Below are 24299 nucleotides of genomic sequence, written 5' to 3'. Positions count from 1 at the left end.
CACGTCCGGCACCGTGGCCCCCACCACGTCCGGGACCACCACCGACACCGTGCGCGAGAACCCGGGAGGAAGCACAGATGCCCAAGCCACGGCCGCTCTACCGGTTCTACGAGCGCCGGCTCTCCACCGGCCTCGACCCGCGGCGGCTGCCCAAGCACGTCGGCGTCCTCGTGGACGGCAACCGGCGGTGGGCCAAGCAGTTCGGCGCCTCGACCGCGGACGGGCACAAGGCCGGGGCGCAGAAGATCGTCGAGTTCCTCGGCTGGTGCCGGGAGCTGGACATCGAGGTGGTCACCCTCTACATCCTCTCCACCGAGAACCTCAAGCGCCCGGCCGCCGAGCTGGAGCCCCTGCTCGAGATCATCTCCGACCTCATGGACACCCTCACCGAGGCCGGCATCTGCCGGGCCCAGCCCGTCGGCGCGCTCGAGATGCTGCCGCCGCGGCTCGCGGACTGTCTGGCCGACCTCACGGAGCGCACCGCGGGCAACGCCGGACCGCACCTGAACATCGCGGTCGGCTACGGGGGCCGGCAGGAGATCGTGGACGCCGTGCGGGAGGTGCTCACGGAGGCGCTCGAGGCCGGCACGGACGTGCGGGAGCTCGCGCAGAGCCTGTCCGTGGAGGACATCTCCCAGCACCTCTACACGCGCGGGCAGCCGGACCCGGACCTGCTGATCCGCACCTCCGGCGAGCAGCGGCTGTCCGGGTTCCTCATGTGGCAGTCCGCCTACAGCGAGTACTACTTCTGCGAGGCCCTGTGGCCGGACTTCCGGCGCGTGGACTTCCTGCGGGCGCTGCGCGACTACGCGTCCCGGCAGCGGCGCTTCGGCGGCTGAGCGGACCCGGCCGCGCCCGTCGTCGTCCCCCGTCATCGGTGCTGCCGCCGGCCCTGCCGCCGGCCCCTGACGTCGGCCCCTGACGTCGGCCCTCGCCGGCGCCGCCGCGGTCGTCCCGGGTCGTCGCGGGCAATTTCCGCGCCGTTCACCGTTTCTGCTCGCATGGTGGGGCCGGTCCGCATACGTTGTCCTCAGGTGGACGGCGCGGACGCCGCCCACCGCACCGGAGAGGAAGGGCCGCCATGAGCATCTCCAAGAAGCAGGAACGCATCGTCGACATCACCGCCCCCCTGGGCGCCGGGGTGCGCTCCTACGTGATCGACACCTCGGTGCTGCTGTCCGACCCCCGGGCGATCCTGCGCTTCGCCGAGCACCAGGTGGTGCTCCCCGTCATCGTGATCACGGAGCTGGAGGGCAAGCGGCACGACCCGGAGCTGGGCTACTTCGCCCGGCAGGCGCTGCGGCTGCTGGACGACCTGCGGGTGGAGCACGGCGGGCTCAACCGGCCCGTGCCCCTGGGGGACGAGGGCGGGAGCCTCGTGGTGGAGCTCAACCACGTCTCGGACACCGTCCTGCCGGTGAGCTTCCGGCTCAAGGACAACGACTCCCTGATCCTGGCCGTGGCGCTGAGCCTGGCCAACGAGGGCAAGGACGTGTGCATCGTCTCCAAGGACCTGCCGATGCGGGTCAAGGCCTCCGCCCTGGGCCTCGAGGCCGAGGAGTACCGGGCCGAGTGGGTCGGCTCCGACGTCGAGTGGTCCGGGACCGCGGCCCTCGACGTGCCCGACGACGTGGTGGACCGGCTCTACGGCGGTGAGGCCGTCGTGGTCCCGGGTGCCGAAGGGCTGCCGGCCAACACGGGCCTGACCCTGCACTCCGTGCGCGGCAGCGCCCTGGCCCGGGTCCGCGCCGACGGCTCCGCCCGGGTGGTGCGCGGGGACCGGGACGTCTTCGGCGTGCACGGGCGCTCCGCCGAGCAGCGCCTCGCGATCGACCTCCTGCTGGACCCGGAGGTGGGCATCGTGTCGCTTGGCGGGCGCGCCGGCACCGGCAAGTCCGCCCTGGCCCTGTGCGCGGGCCTGGAGACGGTGATGGAGCGCCGCGAGCACCGCAAGGTCATGGTCTTCCGGCCCCTCTACGCGGTGGGCGGCCAGGAGCTCGGCTACCTGCCCGGCTCCGAGGAGGAGAAGATGAACCCGTGGGGCCAGGCCGTCTTCGACACCCTCGGGGCGCTGGTCTCGCAGGAGGTGGTCGAGGAGGTCCTCGACCGGGGGATGCTCGAGGTGCTGCCGCTCACGCACATCCGCGGCCGGTCCCTGCACGACGCCTTCGTGATCGTGGACGAGGCCCAGTCCCTCGAGAAGAACGTGCTGCTCACCGTGCTCTCCCGGATCGGTCAGAACTCCAAGGTGGTCATGACCCACGACGTCGCCCAGCGCGACAACCTCCGGGTGGGCCGCCACGACGGGGTGACCGCCGTGGTCGAGGCGCTCAAGGGCCACCCGCTCTTCGGCCACGTCACGCTGACCCGCTCGGAGCGCTCGCCGATCGCCGCCCTGGTCACGGAGGTGCTGGGCGACCTGGACGGCTGAGCCCCGGCTCTCCCCGGCCTCCCGTCCGGGAGCCCGCCGCCGTCCCCGGGCGGTGGGGCCCCGGACGTGCCGAGGGCGCTCCGGAACCTCGGGGCGCCAGGGGTCCGAGCGGCCTCAGGGGCCGACGGGCCAGGGCAGGTGCCGGCTCACGTCCGTGAGGTCCAGGCGCACCGCGGCGAAGAGGTCGTCGATGAGGTCCTCGTCCACGGCCTCGATGTGCAGGTCGTGGCCCGTGCCGGCCAGCGGCCCCTCGAGCACCTCGGAGCGGACGCAGATCGCCGTCCGCTCGTCGAGGAGCACCCGGGTGCGGGCCGGGGCGAGGGGGTGCCCCGGAGCGGCCGGGGCGTAGGCGTGGCCGGGGACCACCACGGCGCCGCGCACCCGCCGCCCGTGGTGGGTGCCGGTGCTGACGTCCTCGACCGTGCAGGGCTGCCGCTCCGGCAGGTAGGGCGGCACGGGGGCGTCCCCGGCCAGCTCGACCGGGTCGAGGATGGCCTGCCAGCGTCCGCCGCCGAACACGGGGTCCCCGTAGGCCGCCTCGGGCCGGCGCTCCACGAGCCCGGAGTCCGTGTACACCGGGGCCACGAGGCGCGGCGCCAGCAACCACGAGGCCGGGGTCGAGGCGACGTAGAAGTCGTCGAGCGACTGCTCCCGCGTGCCGGCCGTGTACAGCGGGGTGCCGTCCAGGGCCTCGACGCGCAGAGCGTCCGGGCGGCGGACCCAGGCCCGGACGGGCTCGCGGGGCACGGTGCCCTCGGGGGCCGGCCAGGACAGGACGAAGCGCACGGTGTCCCAGCGCCACGGCGAGGAGCGGCTCAGGGCCCGGAACTCGTCCGGGTCGGTGGGCGCGGGCACGGGGGAGCGGGGCATGGGCCCAGTCTAGGGAGCGGTCCCGGGCGTCCACAGGAGTCCTGCCCGGCACGCGGACCGGGGCTACGATGCCCGGTGTGGGCACCTTCCTGACCGAGCAGCTCGCCCGCGGGGACGCCGCCGGCTGGACCGCCGTGGCGCTCGCGGTGCTCGGCACCGCCGTGCTCACGGCCGCGTGCGCGTGGCTGTGGCGCACGGACGTGCGGGAGCACCGCCTGCCCGGCCGCGTGGTGCGCCCGCTCTACCCCGTGTGCGGGGCGCTGCTGGGCGCGGCGGCGGTCGTGGCCGGCGAGCCCGTCCGGCTGCTGTGGATGCTGTGGGGCCTGGTGGTCGTGGGCGGGCTCTACGTCCTGCTCCGGCTGCTGAACCCGGCGGGGATGGGCATGGGCGACGTCCGGCTCTCGGGGCTGCTCGGCATGTGCCTGGGCTTCGTCTCCGTCTGGCACGCCGTGCTGGGGGCGGCGGCCGGGTTCGTGCTCGGCGGCCTGGCCGGGGCCGTGCTCGTGGCGCTGCGCCGGGTGGACGCCCGCTCCCGGGTGGCGTTCGGGCCCGCCATGATCACCGGGGCCCTCGGCGTCCTCCTGCTGCTGTGACCCGTGCCGGCCTGCCAGAATGGGCCGGACCCCACCGACCGGCGACCCTGCACGAGGAGCCCGCATGCCCACCCCCGAGTTCGTCCTGTCCCTGCGGGAGAAGATCGGCCACGACCTCCTGTGGCTGCCGGCCGTCACCGCCGTGGTGCTGCGCGACGACGGGCGGGTGCTGCTGGCCAGGCGCAGCGACAACGGCAACTGGGGCCTGGTGAGCGGGATCGTCGAGCCCGGCGAGGAGCCGGCGGTCACGGCGGTGCGGGAGTGCCTCGAGGAGACCGGCGTCGTCGCCGTCGTGGAGGACCTCGTGGCGATCAAGGCGGGGGAGCCCGTGCAGTACCCGAACGGGGACCGCTGCCAGTTCCTGGACCACACGTTCCGCTGCCGCTGGGTCTCCGGCGAGGCCCGCGTCAACGACGACGAGTCGCTCGAGGTCGGCTGGTTCGCCCCGGACGGCACACCGCCGCTGCCGCCGCACCAGCGGGCCCGGCTCGACGCCGCCCTGGTGCACGACGGCCGCGCCCGCTTCGTGGTCTGAGCCCGGACCTCGTTCCCCCCGGGCGCGCCCCCAGGACGCCACGAGAAACACAGTGTGCTTACTTGTGGGGCGGAGCACACGTTCCTAGACTCGGAAGCGTCCACCCGACGAGCACCAACGAGCAAGGAGGAACGACATGCCCGCAGGACAGACCGGTTTCGACGACGTGACCTACGACCTGGTCTCCGTGCAGTACCACTCGCTCAAGGCAGGCCACGACTACGGCCAGTACGTGCGGGACGCCCGCAACGCCGGCCGCGACGACATCGCCGAGTTCTTCGAGCAGGTGATGAGCCAGGACGCCGAGCGTGCCCGGAAGTGCCACGAGTTCATCAAGGAGCTCTCCACGTCCGACGAGTCCGGCCCGGCCGTGACCTCCTGACCCGGTCCGGCGCGCGAGCCGCCGCCGTACGACGCGAGGGGTCGCGTCCGCCCAGGATCCTCCTGGCGGGCGCGACCCCTCGGCGTGGGGAGCGGCGGATCAGGCGTTGGGGCCCGTCATGGTGGTGACGTCCAGCGCCCGGTCCAGCTGCTCCTCGGTGAGCCGGCCGTCCTCCACGTAGCCCAGGGCGACGGTCGCCTCGCGCACCGTCATCTTGTTCGCCACGGCGTGCTTGGCGATCTTCGCGGCGGCCTCGTAGCCGATGGCCTTGTTCAGCGGGGTCACGATGGACGGCGACGCCTCGGCGAGGAAGCGGCAGCGCTCCCTGTTCGCCTCGAGCCCGTCGATCATCTTCTCCGCCATCACGCGCGAGGAGTTCGCGAGCAGCCGGATCGACTCCAGCAGGGCCGAGGCCATGACCGGGATGCCCACGTTGAGCTCGAACGCGCCGTTGGTGGAGGACAGCGAGACCGTGGTGTCGTTGCCGATCACCTGCGCGCAGACCTGGATGGTGGACTCGCAGATCACCGGGTTGACCTTGCCGGGCATGATCGAGGAGCCGGGCTGGAGGTCGGGGATCAGGATCTCGCCCAGGCCGGTGTTGGGGCCGGAGCCCATCCAGCGCAGGTCGTTGTTGATCTTCATGTAGCTGTAGGCGACGTTGCGCAGCTGGCCGGAGGCCTCGACCAGGCCGTCCCGGTTGGCCTGGGCCTCGAAGTGGTTGCGGGCCTCGGTGATGGGCAGCCCGGTCTCCTCGGCGAGCAGCTCGATCACGCGGGCGGAGAAGCCGGCGGGGGTGTTGATGCCCGTGCCCACCGCGGTGCCGCCCAGCGGGACCTCGGCCACGCGCGGCAGCGAGGACTGCACCCGCTCGATGCCGTAGCGCACCTGCGCGGCGTAGCCGCCGAACTCCTGGCCCAGGGTGACCGGGGTGGCGTCCATGAGGTGGGTGCGCCCGGACTTCACGACGTCCTGGAACTCCGCGGCCTTCCGCTCGAGGGACTCGGCGAGCTGCGTCATGGCCGGGACCAGGTCGTTGACCAGCGCGCCCGTGACGGCCACGTGCACGGAGGTCGGGAAGACGTCGTTGGAGGACTGGGAGGCGTTGACGTGGTCGTTGGGGTGGACCTCGACGTCCGTGCCCTCGAGCGCCTGGTTGGCGAGGGTCGCCAGCACCTCGTTGGTGTTCATGTTGGAGGACGTCCCGGAGCCGGTCTGGAAGACGTCGATCGGGAAGTGCTCGTCGTACTGCCCCGTGGCGACCTGGTCCGCGGCGTCCGCGATGGCCTTGGCGCGCTCGTCGTCGAGCACCCCCAGCTCCGCGTTCGCCTTGGCGGCGGCCTTCTTGATCTGCGCCAGCGCGACGATGTGCTGGGGCTCGAGCGGCTTGCCCGAGATGGGGAAGTTCTCGACCGCCCGCTGGGTCTGCGCGCGGTACAGGGCGTTCGCGGGAACGCGGACCTCGCCCATGGTGTCGTGCTCGATGCGGTACTCGGTGGTCTCTGCGGTGGTATCAGCCATGGCGTCAGTCTAGGACAGCCGCCGGTGACGCCCGGCACGCCCGGCCCGCCGTGACGGCCGCCGGCCGGGCGGTCCGGGTCAGCGGGCCGGGAGCCAGGTGCCGTGCCCGTGCACGAGCTCCGCCTCGCCGTCCTCCAAGTGGTAGAAGACGCCGACCACGGCGACGTCCCCGTTGGAGACCGCGTCCGCGATCACCCGGGACTGCTCCATGAGCCGCGACGCCGTCTGCTTGGTGTGCTCCACGACGGCCGAGTTGACGTCCTGGCGGCCGGCGCGCTGGGTCTCCAGCACGGACGGCATGATCCGCTCGATGAGGTCCCGCTGGAAGCCGCGGGGCATCTGCCCGGAGCCGGCGACGTCGTGCGCGGCGGTCACGGCCCCGCAGGAGTCGTGGCCGAGCACCATGATCAGCGGCGTGCCCAGGTTCGCCACGGAGTACTCGATGGAGCCGAGCACGGCGTCGTCGATGACCTGCCCGGCGGTGCGCACCACGAACGCGTCACCCAGTCCGAGGTCGAAGATGATCTCCGCGGCCAGCCGTGAGTCCGAGCAGCCGAAGATCACGGCGAACGGGTTCTGCCCGCCCGCCACGGACTGCCGGCGGGAGGCGTCCTGGTTGGGGTGCAGGGACTCGCCCGCGATGAAGCGGGCGTTGCCCTCGCGCAGGCGCTGCCAGGCCGCGGCCGGGGTGCGGGGCGAGGTGTCTTCGGGGCGGCTGTCCGGGTTCATGGCGTCTCCGTGGTTCGCGGGGCAGGGGCATCGGTGAGGTCCTCGGCGACGGCGGCGGCCAGCCGGTCCAGCTCGGCGCCGGGCGCGTCGCCCTTGAGCACCACGGTGGAGCCGTTGACCTCTCCCGTGTACGCGGTCAGGGCGTCCTGGTTCCGGGACTCCTCCCGGACGTGCACGTCCCACGCCACGCCCCCGACCTCGACCTCCGCCGTGGCAGGGACGGCCTCGGTCTGCTGGGCCAGCCACGTGGGGTTGGACAGGGACGTCTGCACGAGACCGATGAAGCTGCCCTGCGGGGTGGCCCAGCCGATCTCCCAGAAGGGCACCCCTTCGGCGGCGCCGCCGTTCCACCGGGCGTAGTTGGCGGTCCAGCCCTCGCCGGGCTCCGGCACGACCGGGGTGAAGGGCGCCTCGTCCGCGACGTAGTCCGCCTCCTGCGCCACGTCGACGTCCGGCCGGTACGGCTGGGCGTCGGGGCGGGGCTGGAGCCACACGAAGGGCAGGACCAGCAGTAGCAGGACGGCCATCGAGATGATCATCCCCTGCACGGGGGCGTTGAGCCGCCGGGCCTGCTTCTCCGTGATCTGCGGGAGCGGCTGCTCCGGGGCATCGGTGCCGGGCGCGGTGCCGGGGGACGCGGGGTGCTCGGGCGCGGGCTGCTCCGCCGCAGGGGTCTCGGCGGGACGGTCGGGGGTCGAGGAACTCACCCGTCCATTGTGCCCTGTCCGCCGCGCCCTGTCCGTCCCGCCGGGAACCTCCCAGCTCCGCCGGCAACGGCCCGGCCGTGAATGTGGCGCGCGTCGCGGTCCCCGGGGGAGCGGGCGATATGCTGGGCGGGACGTGGACCGCGCCCGCGGCCGAGCCCGGCCCGGGGGTCCCGCAGAACGTGAACTCGAAGGTGAGGAACAACGTGGCCGAAGAAACCACCGGAACGATCCCCGCGCGCACCAACAACGTGGCCGACCGCAACCTGGCGATGGAGCTGGTGCGGACCACCGAGGCGGCGGCGATCGCCGGCGGCCAGTGGGTCGGCGCGGGCGACAAGAACGCCGCCGACGGGGCCGCGGTCGACGCCATGCGGTCCCTGCTCTCCACCGTGCACTTCAACGGCACCGTGGTCATCGGCGAGGGCGAGAAGGACGAGGCCCCGATGCTGTTCAACGGCGAGCAGGTGGGCGACGGCTCCGGGCCGTCCTCCGACGTCGCCGTGGACCCCATCGACGGCACCCGGCTCACCGCGCTCGGCATGAACAACGCCCTGGCCGTCATCGCGGTGGCCGACGGCGGGTCGATGTTCGACCCCTCCGCGGTCTTCTACATGGACAAGCTCGTGGTGGGCCCGGAGGCGGCCGACTTCGTGGACCTGCGCCTGCCCGTCAAGCAGAACCTGCACCTCGTGGCCCGGGCCAAGGGCGTCAACATCAACCAGCTCACCGTGTGCGTGCTGGACCGCCCGCGCCACCAGCAGCTCGTCGACGAGATCCGCGCCACCGGCGCCCGCACCCGGATGATCCTCGACGGGGACGTGGCCGGGGCGATCGCGGCCTGCCGCGAGGGCACCGGCGTCGACGTCATGATGGGCATCGGCGGCACCCCTGAGGGCATCGTCACGGCGTGCGCCGTCAAGGCCACCGGCGGCATCATCCAGGGCCGGCTCGCCCCGGTCGACGACGACGAGCGGCAGAAGGCCCTCGACGCCGGCCTGGACCTCGACGCGGTGCTGACCACCGACGACCTCGTCACCTCGGACAACTGCTTCTTCTCCGCCACGGGCATCACCGACGGCGACCTGCTGCGCGGCGTGCGCTACCGCGGCCGCCGGATCACCACCCAGTCCATCGTGATGCGCTCCCGCTCCGGGACCGTGCGCATGGTCGAGGCGGAGCACCTCGCCTCCAAGTGGGAGAAGTACGCCCGGCACTGAGCCCGGCGCCGAGCCCGCCGGTCGCGGCCCGCGGCCGCGACCCAGGACCCCCGCACCGTCCACCGGTGCGGGGGTCCTCCCGTCCCCTGTCACACCGTGTCCGGCGCCTGCCGGACCCCCTCCCGGCTCTAGACTGGAGCCCGAACTGCGGGCGCCGACCGCGGTCCCCCAGCCGGGGCGGAGCGCCCGGGTGACGAGGAGGATCCCCACGTGAGCACGACGGTCAGCCCCTGCCCCAACCGCAAGACCTGGGACGCCACCGTCCGGGTGACCGGCGGGCACCCGCAGCAGCTGTGGGGCATCGGCGAGGCACAGGTCTCCGCCGAGGGCCCGGCCCTGCGGGTCGACCGGGTCATGGTCCACGACGCCGAGCAGCGCACCGTGGGCTACGCCCAGCTCTACCTGCGCTCCGAGGCCGAACGGGTGGTCGCCGGGACCGTGCACTGCCACGTCCACCGGCCCGAGGACCTGCCCGTGGTCGCCGCGGCCCTCGCCGACTGGGCGCGGGAGGAGCACTCGGCGGTGCTGCTGCGCTTCCAGGCCGACACCCTCCGCGGCCCCGGCACCCGGGAGGCGCTGGAGGCCGCCGGGTTCTCGCGCCCCGACGCGGGCCCCGGCCCGGAGGAGCCGCGGCGGCTGGAGGTGCTGCTGGGGGAGACCGAGCGGGACCTCTCGCGGCGGCTCTCGGAGGCCACCCTGGACCGGTGCCGCGCGGCGCTGCGCACCCCGGGCGTGACCGTGCGCGAGGTGACGGCCGGCAGCCGGGTGCTGGCGAACATCGGGCTCCGGACCCGGCTCATCACCCAGCTGCTCGAGGACCTGGGGGAGGACTCGCTGCTGCTCGTGGCCACCGAGGCCGCCGAGGACGGCCGCGAGGCGGCGCTGGGCTACCTGTGGTTCGTGCACACCCGCGGCCTGGCGATGATCTACCGGCTCGGCTTCACCCGCCGGGGCCGGGACCTCGGCGTGGACGACGCCCTGCTGCTGACCGGGATCGTGGAGCTGCAGAAGCGACGCGTCCAGCGGCTCGACGGCGGCGACCCGGACGAGACGGAGGTGCCGCTGGTGGTCCGCGAGCTGGCCGGGGCGGAACGGCCGGTGCTGGGACCGTGGGAGAAGCCCCTGGGCCGCGGGCCGGCCGGGGAGTTCTCGCAGGACCGTGCCGACGCCGCGGCCGCGGCGACGGGCACGGCGGTCGCCGCGGAGCTGGGCCTGGGCGAGTCCGTCCCCGCGTGGTCGCCCGAGCACGGCGAGCCCGACGAGGAGCCCGAGGCCGACGACGAGGCGGGGCGCCCGGCCCGGGGACGGGCCCGGCGGGCCCGGGACCTCACCCGCCGGGTGGTCACGGAGGGGATGTCCGCCCTGCGCGACGCCGCGGGGCGCTGACGGCGCACGGGCGCAGTGCCGCTCCGTGCGGTGCCGATGTCAGCGGGTCCGGAGCGGGCCGCGCTGAGCCGCACCGTGCCGTGCCCACCGGACTGTGCGGCGCTGATCCGTTGGGTGCCGGTGGGCCTGGCGCCGGCCCGACCCGTCGCGGGAGCGCTCAGCCCTCCCGGCGGCGCACCCCGGCGACGGCCTGCCGCAGCCGGTCCGGCAGGCCGGGAAGGCTCTTGCGGGCCGCGAGCGCGGCCTCCCGGGCCGCGCGCACCCCGGTGTACGCGGCGTACCTGCCACGGCTCACGGGCAGGTCCCAGGTCCCGGGGTAGGACTCCGGGCGGCCGCCGAAGGACTTCTTGAACTTCGTGAAGCCGTGCCACGCGTGCTCCGGGCCGGCGTCCTCGGGCGCGGTGCCGAAGAGGTCGAAACGGCTCAGGCCCTTCTGCTTGGCGTCGAGGACCATCCGCACGACCAGCGGGATCCCCGCCGAGAGCCTGCGGTGCCCGAAGTCCATCGCGGCGTGGGCGTAGGTGCGGGTGTCGTCGGAGTCGTAGACGAGGGAGGCGCCGATGGGCTCCCCGTCCAGCCGGGCCACGTACAGGGCCGCCGCGCCCACGGGCATGAGGCTGCGGGCCGCCTCGCGCAGATAGGCGTCCTGCTGACGGGCGAAGTCCTTGCGCTCGGCCGTGGCCTCGAGGAAGCCCAGGAGCACGTCGACGTCCTCCGGGTCGGTCGAGGTCGTGAAGGTCACGCCCTTCTTGGCGATGTTGCGGTGCAGGTTGCGGTTGGTGGACTTCATGTCCTTGAGGATCGCGTCCTCGTCCTGGGTGAGGTCGATGACCTGGGTGTGCCCGGGCTGGACCTGCCGGGGCGCCGGGCGCAGTCCGCGCCGGCGCAGGGAGGCCTCCGGCGTCTCGAGCCCGTCCGTCACCGCGGCGTCCACGGGCTCCACCCGCACGAACCAGCACCGCTCGGCGCGTGCGGTGCTGGTGAGGTCCTCGAGCGCGGCCTCGAAGGCCTGCGGGGTCTGCGCCTCGGGGCCGTACGGGCAGTAGAGGTAGCGGCCGGTCCGGCCGCCCTCGAGGACGGCGAGGTAGCGCCATCCGTCCCCGGAGGCCTGGAACACCTTGTGCCCCAGGTTCCGCTGGAAGACGGCCCATGCGTTCGACTGCAGTATGTTCGCCACGCCCCCACTGTACCGGGGTGTCCGGGCGCTGCCGTCGCCCTGCGGGACGGCCCGGTCAGGGCACGGAGCAGGTGCCGTTGGGGGTGAGTTCCTGCGCTCCCACGAGGGGTTTCGCCGCCGGGACGGGAACGGTCATCGCGATCCCGGGGCCCACGGGCGTGCCGGCGGGCAGGGCCTCCGTGTCCCGCGCGCCGCGGTCCGTGGCCTCCTCGAGCACCCGGTCCACGTCCTCGTGCAGCCGGTCGTAGTCGGGGTAGGTGGGGAAGGACGGGTCGTAGTAGGGCGGGCCGGCGGCGAACTGCACGAGCTCGTGCTCCTTGGCCTTGAGCGCCACGTCCACGAAGGAGCCGATCTGGCTCTGCGGGATGTCGGTCTCGACGACCTGCGTCCCGGACTCCGCGAGGTCCTCGAAGCGGGTCAGCACGTTGACGGGGTTCAGCTGCTGGAGCATGGCGGCCTGCACGCAGCGCTGGCGCGCCTGGCGGTCGTAGTCCGTGGCGCCCTCGCGGGACCGGGCGTACCAGAGCGCCTCGTAGCCGTCCAGGTGCTGGACCCCCGGCTCGATGTACCCGAAGATCTCGTTGGGCAGGCCCGTGACCAGGTCGGTGCCGCCGCCGATGGGCACGCGCCCGCCGACGTCGATGGTGATCCCGCCGAGAGCGTCCACGAGCTGCTCGAAGCCGTTCATCTCGACGATCGCGTAGGCCTGGACCTCGATGCCGAGGATGCCCTCCGCGGCGTCCTTCATGGCCTCGGCGCCGGGGTCGGCGGCGTCGGGGTAGAGCTCGGCGTGGTTGTTGACGACGTCGGTGTAGAGGGCGTTGAGGATGCACTCGTCGCCGCAGTCGAAGCCCTCGGGGTAGACGTCCGCCAGCGGCGAGTCCTCGGGGAACGGGGTGTTCTGCAGGTTGCGGGGCAGGGAGATCGTCACGGTCCGCCCGGAGTCGGCGTCGACGCTGAGCACCGTCATCGAGTCGGGGCGGCGGCCCGAGCGGTCCTCCCCGGAGTCGGTGCCCATGAGCAGGATGTTGTACCGCCCGTCCGAGGGGCGGAAGGGCAGCCCGCCGCCGAAGACGTCCGAGACCGCCCCGCGCGTCACGGACAGCAGGTAGGCGGAGTAGGCCAGCCCGCCGGAGGTGAGCAGCATCAGCGCCACGGTGGCCGCGGCCACCGCCCGGCGGGTCCGCCGCACGAGCAGACCGGGGCGGATGAGCCGGAACGTGTCGAAGAAGAGGAACGCCCACCCGAGCGCGAGGGCCACCAGCCCGGCGATCACGAGCAGGGACGTGAACGAGTTCGTCAGGAACCAGACGAGCGGGGTCCGCCACAGGAGCAGGCTGAGGAGCGCGAGGACGGCCGCGGCCCAGACGACCACGTCGACCTTGAGGGCGGCACGCCCCGTGGCCCGCCGGCCCGCGACGAGCTGGGCGCTGCCGGGGACCACGAGCGTGGACAGCAGCAGCGTCCAGGCGCGCCGGGCCCGGGTGCCGTCCCCGGCGTGCTGGGGATGGCGCAGCGGGTCCGTGAGCCGGGGCGGGCTCGCCGCGCCGTCGTCGACGCCCCGCACGGCCGTCACGGCGTCCGGCGGGAGGTCCCGGGGGCGGGAGTCCTCGGCGGACGGGTCGTGCGGCGGACGGGGATCGTGCTCAGCGCGGGGGGTGTGGCCGTTCACGGGCAGCTCCGGCGGGGAAGGGCGGGCAGGGCAGGTGCGGGGCGGCCGGTCAGCCGCCGAGGCGGGTGCGCAGGGCGGCGCCCTTGTCGTGGGCGGTCTGCCGCAGCTCGGCGGCGAAGCGCAGGAGCTGTCCGCGCAGCGCCTCGGCCTGCGGGTCCGTGCCGGCGGCGAGGATCCGGGCGGCCAGCAGCCCGGCGTTGCGGGCACCGCCGATGGAGACCGTGGCCACCGGCACGCCGGCGGGCATCTGCACGATCGACAGCAGCGAGTCCATCCCGTCGAGGGTCTTCAGGGGGACGGGGACGCCGATCACCGGCAGGGGAGTCACTGCGGCGAGCATCCCCGGCAGGTGGGCGGCGCCGCCGGCCCCGGCGATGATCACCCGCAGCCCCCGCTCGTGGGCCTGCCGGCCGTACTCGATCATCTCGGTGGGCATCCGGTGGGCGGAGACGACGTCGGCCTCGTACGGGATCCCGAACTCCTCGAGCGCGGTGGCGGCGGCCTCCATCACGGGCCAGTCGGAGTCCGAGCCCATCACGACGCCCACGGCGGGCTGCTGCTTCTCGTTCACTGGTGCTCCTGGGCTGCTCGGCGGGCCGGGGCCGCCGTCGCGGTCCGGTCTGGGGCTACGCTATCCGTCCCGGCTGGACGGGCCGTGGGAGGCACGCTGGTCAGGCCTGCCCGTCGCGCAGCACGGCCGCGGCGCGGGACGCCCGCCGGCGCAGCTCCGGGATCTCGTCCGCGGCGCCGGTGACGTTGACGTGACCGATCTTGCGCCCGGGACGCACGGCCTTGCCGTAGTTGTGGATCTTCGCGCGGGGCTCGGCGCTCATCGCGGCCCGGTAGGCGCCGAAGAGGTCCTGGTTCGCCCCGCCCAGGTAGTTCTTCATCACCGCGGACCCGCCGATCAGCCCGGTGTCCCCGAGCGGGAGGTCCAGCACGGCGCGCAGGTGCTGCTCGAACTGGCTCGTCACGGACCCGTCCATGGTCCAGTGCCCGGAGTTGTGCGGGCGCATGGCCAGCTCGTTGACCAGGAAGCCGGGGCCGCGGCCGGGGGTCTCGAAGAGCTCCACGGCCATCACCCCGGTCACCCCCAGCTCCGTGGCCAGCGTCCGGGCGGCGTCGGCGGCCGCGGACGCGACCTCGGGCAGCAACTGGGGGGCGGGCGCGAGCACCTCGTCGCAGACGCCGTCCACCTGGATCGACTCCACCACCGGCCACGCCCGCACCTCGCCGGAGGGGGTGCGGGCCACGAGCGCGGACAGCTCGCGGGAGAAGCCGACCTTCTCCTCGGCCAGCAGGGGGCCGTCCGTGCGCGCGAACCACTGCGCCGGCTCGGCGCCGCGGGCGTCCTCGGCCGTGCCGAGCACCATCACGCCCTTGCCGTCGTAGCCGCCGCGCGGCGTCTTGAGCACCACGGGCCAGCCGGTGCGCTCGCCGAAGGCGATCAGCTCCTCGACGTCGGCGACCGCCGCCCACTGCGGGTTCGGCAGCCCGAGGCGCTCCACGGCCGCGCGCATCCACAGCTTGTCCTGGGCGTGCACCAGGGCGTCCGGGCCCGGGCGGACGTCGACGCCCTCGGCGAGCAGGGTCCGCAGGTGCTCGGTGGGCACGTGCTCGTGGTCGAACGTCAGGACGTCGACGTCCCGGGCGAACCGGCGCAGCACCTCGAGGTCGGTGTAGTCGCCCACGGGCGCGGTGGGCACGGCGGCGACCGCCGAGACGTCGGGGCCCTCGGCGAGCACGCGCAGCTCGATGCCCAGGGCGGTGGCGGAGGGCGCCATCATGCGGGCGAGCTGCCCGCCTCCGACGACGCCGACGACAGGGACGGTCACAGAAGAATTCACCGGACCAGGGTATCCCGGTCCCTGGGTCCCTCCCGGCGGTCTGTGCTGAAGCTCTCCGGTGCCGCGGAGGAAGGGCGGGGTAGGATGTGCCGAGGTCCGCCGCGGGCGCTCTCCCGTGCTCGTCGACCGCTGCGCCGGCCGGCGCCCACCGACTCACCACCTGGGAGACCTGAAGCCGCGTGAACCGTCTCGTCGACCGTTTCGATGCCCTGTGGCACCTCTTCGTCAAGGAACTCATGAAGTTCGGTGTCGTCGGTGCGCTCGCGTTCGTCATCAACGCGTCGCTCACCTGGATCCTGATGCACACGGTCTTCCAGGACGGCCACCTCAAGGCCAAGTTCGTGGCGACGGCCGTGGCCATCGTCTTCGCCTGGGTCGCCAACCGGCTGTGGACCTTCCGGCACAAGCGCCAGTCGGACAAGCGCCGCGAGCTGATCCAGTTCCTCGTGGCCAACGGCATCGGGATGGCCATCGAGCTCGGCTGCCTCGGCTTCAGCTACTACGTCCTGGGCCTCACCAGCGCCTACGCGTCCTTCGTCTCCGGCACGATCATCGGCACCATCCTCGGCACGGTCTTCCGCTACTTCGCCTACCGCTTCTGGGTCTTCACCGAGGAGCTCGACGAGGACCCGAACTTCGCGGACACGGCGGCGCTCGAGATCGCCCTCATCACGGGGCGTCAGGCGGGCGAGGGCGCCGAGCGCCCCGACCGGGAGCACGGGCAGCACCGGGCGCACGACCACCCGCGGACCGACCACCCGCGGACCGACCACCCGCGGACCCAGGACCAGCCCCGGACCCACGACCGCCTCCGGTCCCAGGACCAGCACCTGGCCCGCGACCAGTCCCGGACGGAGAGCACGGCGGGCCCCGGACCGGACGCCCACGAGGGCGCGGGCCCGGCCGAGGGCCGCTGAGGCTCCCCGCTCAGAAGCCCACGGCGTTCTCGGCCGCCAGCACGGACCGCCAGGCGTCGTCGGCGGGGTCCTCCGGGCGGTCCGTGACGACCGCCGCGCGGCCCCCGGCCAGCACGGCCAGCACCCCCAGCAGGAACGCGGCGTCCATCCGCCGTCCCGGCACGTGCACCGCGGCGGCCGTGCCCCACGCGTCCTCCCGCCCGGACCGGAGCTCGCCCGCCGCGGGCAGCAGCCGGCCGTGGGCCAGGAATCCGTCGGTGCCCGCCGCCCGGAGGGCGTCGCCCTCCGGGGCCGGCTCCTCGAAGCCGGCGTAGACGTCGGCGTGGGAGCGGATCTCGGCGCAGTAGTCCAGGACGTCCCCGCCCGGCAGCTCGCCGCGGTAGCCGAGCGAGAGCGCCGGCCGGTCCAGGACCACCGCCCGCGCACCGGAGGGCACCCGCTCCAGCAGCGGCGGTGTCGCCCCCTGCGCGTCGACGAGCCCCACCACGGCCCGGTCGCCCGGCTCCGCCGCGCCCCCGAGGGGATCGACCGTCCGTACGGCCGCTCCCATGGTCCATGTGCCCAGGGCAACCGCGAGGCTGCGCCAGTGCACCTCCTCGCCGAGGGCCACGACGTCGCCCGCCTCGAGGTCCAGCTCGTCCACCCACAGGTTGGCGGTCTTGGCCGCCCAGTTGTCGAGGACCCGCCCGGAGAGCTCCACGCGCTCGCCGTCCCGGCCGTACCAGATGAGAGCGGGGCGGCTGCTGCTCCGCAGGTTGTCCATCAAACGGGGGACAGAGTCGGGGATCGGGGTGGCCATGGTTCCTCCTCGTGGGTGCCCGCCACCGGTCACGGCAGCGGAGCATATGCGTGGGACCGTATTCTTCACGGTCCCCGGCGACTTCCCGAAATCGCGCCGTGACGTGGAAAAACGTCTACTCCCAACGGCATTCATCACGGCTAGGGTCATAGGGGCGCCCTCCCGAGGAGGGTTGACGCCACAGTAGTTACACACGTGTAATTGGGAAGTCCGGCAGACGATCAGCAAGGATACGTTCTCCGGGATGCACGGGGCCGGCGCCCCCCGCAGTCTGCCGGACCCGGGCAATCGTGTCGGATGGAAGGAAAGTCATGGGAGAGGCCGCACGCCAGCAGGTCGTGGACACCACCCCCCTCGGCGCCCGTCGCCGGAGCATGCGCTCGGTGCCCGAGGACTGGTTCGTGGACCCCGTGGACCCCCGGGCCGCCGAGCGGCACGTCCGCCGGGTGGGCGGCAGCCTCGAGGACCAGGCCACCGCGTACCTCAAGGCCCACGAGGCCGTCCAGGACCTCTCGGGCGGGGGAGCGGCACCCGCCCTCGACCTGCTCGAGGCGCCCGCCGCCGACGAGGGCTCCGACTGGAGCGCCGTGGCCGGGCTGTACGCCGTGGAGGAGGACGAGGGGGAGCTGGCGTGGCAGACCGACGCGCTGTGCGCCCAGACCGACCCGGAGGCCTTCTTCCCCGAGAAGGGCGGATCCACGCGTGACGCCAAGCGCGTGTGCGAGGCCTGCCCCGTGCAGGCCGAGTGCCTCGACTACGCGATGAGCAAGGACGAGAAGTTCGGCATCTGGGGCGGGCTCTCCGAGCGCGAGCGCCGCCGCCTGCGCCGCCTCGCCCGCTGAGGTAGTTTCGGGCCATGACCTCCTCCGGCAGCGCCACCCGCCTCTGCTCCCGCCAGACCTGCACGCGGGACGCGGTCATGACCCTCACCTACGTGTACTCGGACTCGACCGCCGTGGTCGGCCCGCTCGCCGGGCACGCCGAACCCCACGCCTACGATCTCTGCGCCGTGCACGCGGACCGGCTCACGGTGCCGCGGGGCTGGCGCGTCGTCCGCCTGGAGCTGCCGGAGGCCCGGGCCCGGCGCGAGGACATCGGTGCCGTGGCCGAGGCCGTCCGGGAGGACGAGCCCCCCGCGCCCGTGCGCGACCGTCCGCGGACGGTGCTGCGCGACGTCTCCCTGCCCCGCTCCTCCTCGCCGCGTCCCTCGGCGTCGCGGTCCGCTGCTCTGCGCTCGGCGCGTCCTGACGGGCTCGGGGCGAGGAACCCGGAGGACGGTCCGGCGGCGACCCCTGCGCCCGGCCCCGAGCGGTCCCGCGCGGCCGGCCCGGAGAGCAGTCCGCGGGCGACCCCGGCGCCCGCGAACCCCCGGACCACCGGCCCGGCCGCGGCGTCCGGCCCGGCCGCGGCGCCGGGCCCCGACGTGGTCTGGCACGACGTCCCGATGCCCAGCACCCTGCAGCGGGCGCACCTTCGCCGGCCCGCCGCCCGCGGAGGCTCCGCCCGGCCGCAGGCCTGAACCGCGCCGGGATTCCGTCCGGCCCGGCACCGCGCGTCCCCGCCCGGCCGCCGGCCTGGACCGCGCCGGGATTCCGTCCGGGTCGGCACCGCGCGTCCCCGCCCGGCCGCCGGTCTGGACCGCGCCGGGATTCCGTCCGGCCCGGCACCGCGCGTCCCCGCCCGGTTGCGGACCCGGCGCCTGCTCCGGCCCTAGGATGAGCCGCAGACCGCGCCTGCCCGGCGCGGGACGCTCTTCCCCCCGGAGCACCAGGAGTCCCCCCCATGACTGTCCCTGCAACGACGCAGCCGACGCACGATCTCCACGCCGAGCCCCACCACGAGAGCGGGCCCGTCCGGCAGCACGAGGCCCCGGGCGGCCTCCGCCCGGCGCCCTGGGAGCTGCCGGCTCCCGGACCGACCCCGGCGCCCCCGGCGGTCGCCCTGGCTCCCGGCCTCGTCGAGATCCTGCGGTGCCCCCTGACGGGCGGGACGCTGATCCCCGTGGACGCCGACCGGCTGATGAGCGACCGCCCGTTCCGCGACGGCGTGCACCCGGTCTACCCGATCACCGGCGGCATCGCCTGCCTCACCCCCGGCCGCTGAGCACCGGGGCGCAACGCCCTGGGTCACGAAGGAGTTAACATTCGTGATCCACGGGGTCCGGGTGCGGCCGGGCACGGCCCGGGGACCTATCGTGGAAGCAGTTCCCCCAGCGTTCCCCCCACCCCCCTGACGCCCGAGGTGCCGTTCCCCATGCCCCTGCCCTCTTCCCCGGATCCCGTGCTGCCTGCCCCGCGACCGACGCCGGCTCCCCGGCGCCTGCTCGCGCTGGGCGCCGTGACGGTCCTGCTCGCCACCGGCTGCGCGCAGGCCTCCGGCGCTGCCGCGGAAGGACCGGCCACCACCGCCTCGTCCCCGGCGTCGTCCGTGCCGTCGTCCACGCCGGTGCCCACGAGCCCGCCGGCCACCGCCGCTCCGGCCGAGGTCACCGTCGCTCCCGCGGACGCCGCGGTCGAGCACAACCCCGTGGAACCGGTCGTCGTGCGCGCCGACCGGGGCGAGCTGACCGACGTCGTCCTCGTCCCCGCCCTGGGCGGCGAGCCCGTCCCGGGAGAGCTCTCCGCCGACGGGCGCACCTGGACCAGCACCGAGGTCCTGGACTTCGACACCCGGTACGCGCTGCACTGGAGCGCCGCGTCCGGGGCCGCGGCCACGACGACGGGCAGCAGCACGTTCACGACCGTTCTCGCCGCCCACGAGGTGGACGCCCGCCTCAACGTGGCCGACGGCGGGACCTACGGCACCGGGCAGGTCCTGGAGTTCACCTTCTCCGAGCCCGTGGTGCACAAGGAGCAGGTCGAGCAGGCCGTCACCGTCGACGGCGGCGGCGACCGGGCGGGCGCCTTCCGCTGGTACTCGGACACGATGGTCCGCTACCGCCCCGCCGAGAAGTGGGCACCGCACGCGCGGATCACGGTCACCCTCGACCTGCTCGGGCTCGACGTGGGCCACGGGATGGTGGGCAACCACGACCTGCGCCGGAGCTTCTCGACCGGCGCCGAGCACTACGCCCGCGTCGACAACGAGACCAAGACGCTGACCGCCTGGGTGGACGGCGAGGTCGCGGGGACGTTCCCCGTGACCCTCGGCAACGAGGACTGGCCCTCCACCACGGGGCAGAAGGTGATCATGGAGCAGGCCCCGGAGTACCTGTTCAAGGCCTCCTCCCTGGACCTGCAGCCGGGGGACCCGCACTGGTACGACACGTTCTGGGCCTCCAACGTGTCCCGGCTGACGGCCAGCGGCGAGTTCGTGCACCAGGCGCTGCCGTCGGCGATGCCCGTCCTCGGGGTCGCCAACGTCTCCCACGGGTGCGTGGGCATGCCGCCCGAGGGCGCGAAGTTCATCCACGACGTGTTCCGGCCCGGGGACGTCGTGGAGGTCGTGGGCACCGGCTATCCGCAGGCCGACCCCGACGACGGGTACGGCGACTGGAACATCCCGCTCGAGCACTACGCGGACGAGCAGTGGAAGGGCAACTGGTGAGGGTCCGCCGCTGAGACCCCGGTGCGCCTGGCGTGGGAGAACGCCGTGCCGGTCGTGGGTAGGATCGGACCGGCCGGAGCGGTCCCGCCCGCCCCGCCATCGAACCCCACCGACCGAAGGACCGCCCGTGGCCACCCCCAGCAACGACAAGGCCCCCTGGCAGCAGGCCGATCCGCCCGCTGACGAGGACCGGCACGAAGAGCCCGTGTGGACGGGCCTGCTCCCCGCCGTCGTCCCCGCGGACACCGCGCCCGAGGACGAGCAGCACGACGGGCACGACGACGCCCGCCGCGGCGCCGGGCAGCGCCGCGCGCCCGGCCGCACGGGCGGGGGCTCCCGCGCCGTCGGGGCCGCCGAGGCCGCGGGGGACGACGACCGGGACGAGGAGGCCCACCGCCGGGCCGCGCTGCGCCGGGACGCCCTGGCGGACGAACCGCGGCTGCCGAAGCTGCAGCAGGTCCTCCTCGTGCTCGTGCTCCCGCTCGCGCTGCTGGCCGCGGCGGTGCGCGTGGTGGCCACGCCCCTGTTCCTGTGGGCGGAGTACCACCGCCCCGGCTTCCCAGCGGACTCCTACGGATTCTCCACCGAGGAGCGGATGACCTTCGGGTCCTACGGACTGGACTACGTCATGAACTGGGCCCCGCCCGCGTTCCTCGGAGGGCTGCAGGACGCGGACGGCGCCCAGCTGTTCCTCGGCTCCGAGGTCGCGCACATGACCGATGTGAAGATCGTGCTGCAGAGCGCCCTCGCCGCGGTCGCCGTCCTGGCGCTGCTCGGCATCGTCTCGTGCCTGTACCTGCGCGCGAAGGCCCCCGGGGCCGCCTCCGGCGCCCTGTTCTTCGGCTCGTGGCTGACCGTGGTGCTGCTGGTCGTGCTGGCGGTCGCCGCGGTGCTCGGCTGGCAGCAGTTCTTCGCCCTGTTCCACTCCCTCTTCTTCGCCGACGGGTCCTGGACCTTCCGCGCCTCGGACACGCTCATCCGGCTGTATCCCACCCAGTTCTGGATGGACGCGGCGATCGCGGTGGCCGGGCTGACCCTCCTGGGGGCGCTCGCGGTCATGGTCGCCACCTGGCCCACCGCCTTCCGCCGGCACCGGGCCCTCGACCGGGTGCGCCGGCGGCAGGAGCTCAAGCGCCGGCTGGCCGGCCGCTGAGCCGGTCCGTGCGCCGGGCTCCGGATGGGCGCGGGGCGGTCACGGGGCGCCGGCCCGACCACGGGGCGCCGGCCCGGCCGCTGAGCGGGTCCGGGCGCCGTCCACGGGGACCCGGCCCGTACCGCCGGATCAGATCCAGGCGTCGAACCACATCCGCTCCCGCCACTGGGCGTACTCGACGGTCTCCGCGTACCAGATCGGCGCGAAGTGCGCACTCAGCAGCAGCACCGCGGCCGTGAACACGCCGACCAGCGCGAGGCCCGCGCGCCGACGCCGCACGGTGTCCCCGGGCCGGCCCAGGACCAGGCCGAGCATGCCGGCGAGCACGAGCATCAGGACCGGCTGCACGGGCAGTGCGTAGAAGTAGTACATGGTGCGCTCGGGGAACAGGAACCAGGGCAGGTACCCGGCAGCGAACACGCCGGTCAGCGCCCCGAAGCGCCAGTCCCGCCGCACCGCCCACAGCCACGCGGCCACGAGCACGGCGGCGATCGCCGTCCACCACAGCAGCGGGTTGCCGATGTTGAGGATCGCCTGCGAGCAGTGCTCCACCGCGCACCCGGCGGTGCCCCGCTCCGGGTCCTCGTAGAAGTAGGAGGTGGGCCGGCCCAGGGTGAGCCACAGCCACGGCAGCGCCTCGTAGGAGTGGTCGGTGCCCAGGCCGCTGTGGAAGCCGTAGGCGGAGGAGTGGTAGGCCCACAGGGAGCGCAGGGGCGCGGGGAGCCACTGGGGGCCCTCGCCCGGGTGCTGCTGCGCCCAGGTCCGGTCGTAGGCGTCCGAGGAGGCGAACCAGCCCGCCCAGGTGGACACGTAGACCACCAGGCCCGTCCCGACGACCGCGAAGAACGCGGGCACGCCGTCCTTGAGCACCCCGGCGGCCGGCCAGCGCCGCACCCCGGCCACCCGGCGGGCGTTGAGGTCCCACAGCACCGTGAGCACCCCCAGCGCAGCCACCAGGAACAGGGCGCTCCACTTCACTCCGACTGCGAGCCCGCAGGCCACGCCCGCCGCGATCCGCCACCAGCGCACGCCCAGCCACGGTCCCCACTCCAGGCGCCGCCGCAGCTCCGCGTCCGGGACACGGCTGTCGGGGGGCACGCCCAGCCGGGCGACGAGGCGCCGGCGCCCGTGCTCCCGGTCCAGCAGGAGCAGCACGAACGCGAGCAGCACGAAGAACATCAGGAAGACGTCCAGCATCGCGAGCCGGGACTGCACCAGGTGCAGCCCGTCCACCGCGGTGAACAGCCCCGCCAGCGTGGCGACCGTGACCGAGCGGAAGAGCAGCCACCCCGCGGCGCACACCAGCGCGATGGAGAGCGTGCCGATCAGGGCCGCCGAGAAGCGCCACCCCACGGGGTCCTCGGCGCCGAACAGCCACATGCCGAAGGCGATGAGCCACTTCCCGGCCGGCGGGTGGACCACGTACGAGGGGGAGTCCAGGGCCTCGGGCGGGGTGCCGGCCACGAACTGCTCGTCCGCGCCCTCCGGCCACTGCCGCTCGTAGCCGTGCAGCAGCAGGGAGTAGGAGTCCTTCACGTAGTAGGTCTCGTCGAAGACGATCGCGTCCGGGTGGGAGAGCCGGTGGAAGCGCAGCAGCCCGCCGAGCAGGACCACCAGCAGAGGGGCCAGCCACGCGAACCGGGCCACCGCGGCGGGGGCCGGCAGCAGCCGCTCCCGCAGCGCGGCGGGGGCCAGGGACCCGCGCAGCGTGCCCACCGGTGCTGCGGGCCGAGGCTCCGGGGCCAGGACTGGGGCGCGCACCGAGGAACTCACGGTGTCATCGTAGGGGACGCGTCCCGCCGCCCGCGGACCCCCGGAGGCGCCCCGCGGAGCGCGCCGTACAGTGGAGCCGTGCACACGGAACCTCACGACGACGCCCCCGCCGACGCTCCCGCCGGCTCCGACAGCGACTCCGGCGGCGACGACTCCGGCAGCGGCCCCGCGGGTCCCGGGCAGGTGGTCCTCGCGGGCACCCCGATCGGCAACCTCGGCGACGCGCCGCCCCGGCTGCGGGCTGCCCTCGAGACCGCGGACGTGCTCGCCGTCGAGGACACCCGGCGGCTGCGCCGGCTCACGGCCGGCCTCGGCGTCACCACGCGCGGGCGGGTGCTCACCCACCACGAGCACAACGAGGCCGGACGGGTCGCCGAGCTGCTCGACGCCGTCCGCGCCGGGAGCACCGTGCTGGTCCTCTCCGACGCCGGGATGCCCACCGTCTCCGACCCCGGCTACCGGCTCGCGGAGGCCGCGGCCGCCGAGGGCCTGACCGTCACCGCGATCCCCGGGCCCTCGGCGGTGCTCATGGCCCTGGCCGTGTCCGGCCTGCCCACGGACCGGTTCACGTTCGAGGGCTTCCTGCCGCGGAAGTCCTCGGAGCGCGCCGGCCGGCTGGCCGAGCTCGACGGCGAGCGGCGCACCATGGTCTTCTACGAGGCGCCGCACCGGCTCGAGGTCATGCTCACCGCGCTGCGGGACGCGTTCGGGGCCGGCCGCCGGGCGGTCGTCGCCCGGGAGCTCACCAAGCTGCACGAGGAGGTCGTGCGGGGCTCGCTCGCCGAGCTCGTCGAGTGGTGCGGGCAGGGGCAGGTGCGCGGGGAGATCGCCGTCGTCGTCGCCGGGGCCCCCGCCCCCGAGGCCGCCCGCGCCGAGGACCTCGTGGCCGAGGTCGAGGCGCTCGTGGCCGGTGGGACCCGGCTCAAGGACGCCGCCGGCCAGGTCGCCGCCCGCACGGGCGTGGGCAAGCGGGAGCTCTACGAGACGGTGCTCGCTTCCCGCAAGGGCTGACGAGCGACGGCTCCGGGCCCCGCCTCACACGCG

The 24299-nt window shown here is 74.3% G+C and carries 24 protein-coding genes; 14 read left to right on the top strand and 10 right to left on the bottom strand.

Annotated elements, in window-relative coordinates:
* Window positions 1–77 precede the first annotated feature (77 nt).
* Together ACPYN7_RS01685 and ACPYN7_RS01680 are read left to right on the top strand one after the other, a co-directional pair.
* Window positions 78–839 (top strand): isoprenyl transferase, encoded by a 762-nt coding sequence (locus ACPYN7_RS01685; protein WP_058874396.1) that lies wholly within the window; start codon window positions 78–80, stop codon window positions 837–839.
* Between the two features lie 242 nt (window positions 840–1081).
* Entirely contained in the window at window positions 1082–2431 is a 1350-nt protein-coding gene (locus tag ACPYN7_RS01680; RefSeq protein WP_058874397.1) for a PhoH family protein, read from the top strand.
* A gap of 114 nt (window positions 2432–2545) precedes the next feature.
* Here ACPYN7_RS01680 and ACPYN7_RS01675 read toward each other — a convergent pair whose 3' ends face one another.
* Window positions 2546–3301: a hypothetical protein gene (locus ACPYN7_RS01675; RefSeq protein ID WP_424346510.1), complete on the bottom strand. Its 756-nt coding sequence runs from the start codon at window positions 3299–3301 to the stop codon at window positions 2546–2548.
* A gap of 68 nt (window positions 3302–3369) precedes the next feature.
* Between ACPYN7_RS01675 and ACPYN7_RS01670 the strand changes: the two genes are divergently transcribed.
* From ACPYN7_RS01670 to ACPYN7_RS01660, 3 genes are all read left to right on the top strand, one after another.
* On the top strand, window positions 3370–3894 hold the full coding sequence (locus ACPYN7_RS01670; RefSeq protein ID WP_058874399.1) for a prepilin peptidase: 525 nt from the start codon (window positions 3370–3372) through the stop codon (window positions 3892–3894).
* A 64-nt stretch (window positions 3895–3958) separates the two neighbouring features.
* The gene (locus ACPYN7_RS01665) at window positions 3959–4429 is read left to right on the top strand and encodes an NUDIX hydrolase (RefSeq protein ID WP_058874400.1); all 471 of its coding nucleotides are present in this window, start codon (window positions 3959–3961) and stop codon (window positions 4427–4429) included.
* A gap of 136 nt (window positions 4430–4565) precedes the next feature.
* Window positions 4566–4811 (top strand): hypothetical protein, encoded by a 246-nt coding sequence (locus tag ACPYN7_RS01660; RefSeq protein ID WP_058874401.1) that lies wholly within the window; start codon window positions 4566–4568, stop codon window positions 4809–4811.
* Window positions 4812–4910: 99 nt separating this feature from the next.
* Here the strand turns inward: ACPYN7_RS01660 and ACPYN7_RS01655 are convergent, their stop codons facing one another.
* The 3 genes from ACPYN7_RS01655 to ACPYN7_RS01645 form a co-directional block, all read right to left on the bottom strand.
* Complete coding sequence (locus tag ACPYN7_RS01655; protein WP_424346509.1) at window positions 4911–6332, bottom strand: class II fumarate hydratase; 1422 nt, start codon at window positions 6330–6332, stop codon at window positions 4911–4913.
* A 78-nt stretch (window positions 6333–6410) separates the two neighbouring features.
* Window positions 6411–7061, bottom strand: coding sequence for a carbonic anhydrase (locus ACPYN7_RS01650; RefSeq protein WP_424346508.1), 651 nt, complete (start codon window positions 7059–7061; stop codon window positions 6411–6413).
* Window positions 7058–7768 (bottom strand): DUF4245 domain-containing protein, encoded by a 711-nt coding sequence (locus ACPYN7_RS01645; protein WP_424346507.1) that lies wholly within the window; start codon window positions 7766–7768, stop codon window positions 7058–7060. Before ACPYN7_RS01645 ends, ACPYN7_RS01650 begins: the two co-directional genes overlap by 4 nt.
* A 269-nt stretch (window positions 7769–8037) precedes the next feature.
* Here ACPYN7_RS01645 and glpX point away from each other — a divergent pair, with 269 nt between their 5' ends.
* Together glpX and ACPYN7_RS01635 are read left to right on the top strand one after the other, a co-directional pair.
* Window positions 8038–8985 carry a class II fructose-bisphosphatase gene (gene glpX, locus ACPYN7_RS01640; RefSeq protein WP_058874477.1) on the top strand — a complete coding sequence of 316 codons (948 nt, stop codon included), beginning with the start codon at window positions 8038–8040 and terminating at the stop codon, window positions 8983–8985.
* A gap of 210 nt (window positions 8986–9195) precedes the next feature.
* Window positions 9196–10371 (top strand): hypothetical protein, encoded by a 1176-nt coding sequence (locus ACPYN7_RS01635; RefSeq protein ID WP_424346506.1) that lies wholly within the window; start codon window positions 9196–9198, stop codon window positions 10369–10371.
* A gap of 157 nt (window positions 10372–10528) precedes the next feature.
* Here ACPYN7_RS01635 and ACPYN7_RS01630 read toward each other — a convergent pair whose 3' ends face one another.
* The 4 genes from ACPYN7_RS01630 to ACPYN7_RS01615 form a co-directional block, all read right to left on the bottom strand.
* Window positions 10529–11548, bottom strand: coding sequence for a lipid II:glycine glycyltransferase FemX (locus ACPYN7_RS01630; protein ID WP_424346505.1), 1020 nt, complete (start codon window positions 11546–11548; stop codon window positions 10529–10531).
* Window positions 11549–11603: 55 nt separating this feature from the next.
* Window positions 11604–13220 (bottom strand): LCP family protein, encoded by a 1617-nt coding sequence (locus ACPYN7_RS01625; RefSeq protein ID WP_424346504.1) that lies wholly within the window; start codon window positions 13218–13220, stop codon window positions 11604–11606.
* Window positions 13221–13269: 49 nt separating this feature from the next.
* Window positions 13270–13755, bottom strand: coding sequence for a 5-(carboxyamino)imidazole ribonucleotide mutase (gene purE, locus ACPYN7_RS01620; protein ID WP_058874478.1), 486 nt, complete (start codon window positions 13753–13755; stop codon window positions 13270–13272).
* A gap of 136 nt (window positions 13756–13891) precedes the next feature.
* Window positions 13892–15055 carry a 5-(carboxyamino)imidazole ribonucleotide synthase gene (locus ACPYN7_RS01615; RefSeq protein WP_424346594.1) on the bottom strand — a complete coding sequence of 388 codons (1164 nt, stop codon included), beginning with the start codon at window positions 15053–15055 and terminating at the stop codon, window positions 13892–13894.
* 191 nt (window positions 15056–15246) lie between these two features.
* Here ACPYN7_RS01615 and ACPYN7_RS01610 point away from each other — a divergent pair, with 191 nt between their 5' ends.
* The gene (locus ACPYN7_RS01610) at window positions 15247–15984 is read left to right on the top strand and encodes a GtrA family protein (RefSeq protein WP_424346503.1); all 738 of its coding nucleotides are present in this window, start codon (window positions 15247–15249) and stop codon (window positions 15982–15984) included.
* 10 nt (window positions 15985–15994) lie between these two features.
* Here ACPYN7_RS01610 and ACPYN7_RS01605 read toward each other — a convergent pair whose 3' ends face one another.
* Window positions 15995–16783, bottom strand: coding sequence for a TIGR03089 family protein (locus ACPYN7_RS01605; RefSeq protein WP_424346502.1), 789 nt, complete (start codon window positions 16781–16783; stop codon window positions 15995–15997).
* Between the two features lie 311 nt (window positions 16784–17094).
* Between ACPYN7_RS01605 and ACPYN7_RS01600 the strand changes: the two genes are divergently transcribed.
* From ACPYN7_RS01600 to ACPYN7_RS01580, 5 genes are all read left to right on the top strand, one after another.
* Window positions 17095–17625 (top strand): WhiB family transcriptional regulator, encoded by a 531-nt coding sequence (locus ACPYN7_RS01600; protein WP_058874409.1) that lies wholly within the window; start codon window positions 17095–17097, stop codon window positions 17623–17625.
* Window positions 17626–17639: 14 nt separating this feature from the next.
* A complete protein-coding gene (locus tag ACPYN7_RS01595) occupies window positions 17640–18302 on the top strand; it encodes a DUF3499 family protein (RefSeq protein ID WP_424346501.1) in 663 nt (220 codons plus the stop codon).
* 263 nt (window positions 18303–18565) lie between these two features.
* Window positions 18566–18886 carry a hypothetical protein gene (locus tag ACPYN7_RS01590; RefSeq protein ID WP_424346500.1) on the top strand — a complete coding sequence of 107 codons (321 nt, stop codon included), beginning with the start codon at window positions 18566–18568 and terminating at the stop codon, window positions 18884–18886.
* Between the two features lie 150 nt (window positions 18887–19036).
* Complete coding sequence (locus ACPYN7_RS01585; RefSeq protein WP_424346499.1) at window positions 19037–20329, top strand: Ig-like domain-containing protein; 1293 nt, start codon at window positions 19037–19039, stop codon at window positions 20327–20329.
* Between the two features lie 127 nt (window positions 20330–20456).
* A complete protein-coding gene (locus ACPYN7_RS01580) occupies window positions 20457–21482 on the top strand; it encodes a TIGR01906 family membrane protein (protein ID WP_424346498.1) in 1026 nt (341 codons plus the stop codon).
* 129 nt (window positions 21483–21611) lie between these two features.
* On the opposite strand, the gene ACPYN7_RS01575 is transcribed toward ACPYN7_RS01580, so the two are convergent.
* Window positions 21612–23255, bottom strand: a complete 1644-nt coding sequence (locus tag ACPYN7_RS01575; protein WP_424346497.1) for a dolichyl-phosphate-mannose--protein mannosyltransferase — start codon at window positions 23253–23255, stop codon at window positions 21612–21614.
* Between the two features lie 78 nt (window positions 23256–23333).
* On the opposite strand from ACPYN7_RS01575, the gene rsmI reads away from it, so the two are divergent.
* Entirely contained in the window at window positions 23334–24266 is a 933-nt protein-coding gene (gene rsmI / locus ACPYN7_RS01570) for a 16S rRNA (cytidine(1402)-2'-O)-methyltransferase (RefSeq protein WP_424346496.1), read from the top strand.
* Window positions 24267–24299: the final 33 nt, after the last annotated feature.

This window comes from Kocuria sp. CH-021, from assembly GCF_049716185.1.
Classification (GTDB): Bacteria; Actinomycetota; Actinomycetes; order Actinomycetales; family Micrococcaceae; genus Kocuria; species Kocuria cellulosilytica.
This window is presented reverse-complemented; position numbering and strand designations above follow the sequence as displayed.

Coding starts and splice junctions, on each gene's coding strand:
- ACPYN7_RS01685 (WP_058874396.1), top strand. CDS start 78: ATGCCCAAGCCACGGCCGCTCTACCGGTTCTACGAGCGCCGGCTCTCC.
- ACPYN7_RS01680 (WP_058874397.1), top strand. CDS start 1,082: ATGAGCATCTCCAAGAAGCAGGAACGCATCGTCGACATCACCGCCCCC.
- ACPYN7_RS01675 (WP_424346510.1), bottom strand. CDS start 3,301: ATGCCCCGCTCCCCCGTGCCCGCGCCCACCGACCCGGACGAGTTCCGG.
- ACPYN7_RS01670 (WP_058874399.1), top strand. CDS start 3,370: ATGCCCGGTGTGGGCACCTTCCTGACCGAGCAGCTCGCCCGCGGGGAC.
- ACPYN7_RS01665 (WP_058874400.1), top strand. CDS start 3,959: ATGCCCACCCCCGAGTTCGTCCTGTCCCTGCGGGAGAAGATCGGCCAC.
- ACPYN7_RS01660 (WP_058874401.1), top strand. CDS start 4,566: ATGCCCGCAGGACAGACCGGTTTCGACGACGTGACCTACGACCTGGTC.
- ACPYN7_RS01655 (WP_424346509.1), bottom strand. CDS start 6,332: ATGGCTGATACCACCGCAGAGACCACCGAGTACCGCATCGAGCACGAC.
- ACPYN7_RS01650 (WP_424346508.1), bottom strand. CDS start 7,061: ATGAACCCGGACAGCCGCCCCGAAGACACCTCGCCCCGCACCCCGGCC.
- glpX (WP_058874477.1), top strand. CDS start 8,038: ATGGAGCTGGTGCGGACCACCGAGGCGGCGGCGATCGCCGGCGGCCAG.
- purE (WP_058874478.1), bottom strand. CDS start 13,755: ATGGGCTCGGACTCCGACTGGCCCGTGATGGAGGCCGCCGCCACCGCG.
- ACPYN7_RS01605 (WP_424346502.1), bottom strand. CDS start 16,783: ATGGCCACCCCGATCCCCGACTCTGTCCCCCGTTTGATGGACAACCTG.
- ACPYN7_RS01600 (WP_058874409.1), top strand. CDS start 17,095: ATGGGAGAGGCCGCACGCCAGCAGGTCGTGGACACCACCCCCCTCGGC.
- ACPYN7_RS01595 (WP_424346501.1), top strand. CDS start 17,640: ATGACCTCCTCCGGCAGCGCCACCCGCCTCTGCTCCCGCCAGACCTGC.
- ACPYN7_RS01590 (WP_424346500.1), top strand. CDS start 18,566: ATGACTGTCCCTGCAACGACGCAGCCGACGCACGATCTCCACGCCGAG.
- ACPYN7_RS01585 (WP_424346499.1), top strand. CDS start 19,037: ATGCCCCTGCCCTCTTCCCCGGATCCCGTGCTGCCTGCCCCGCGACCG.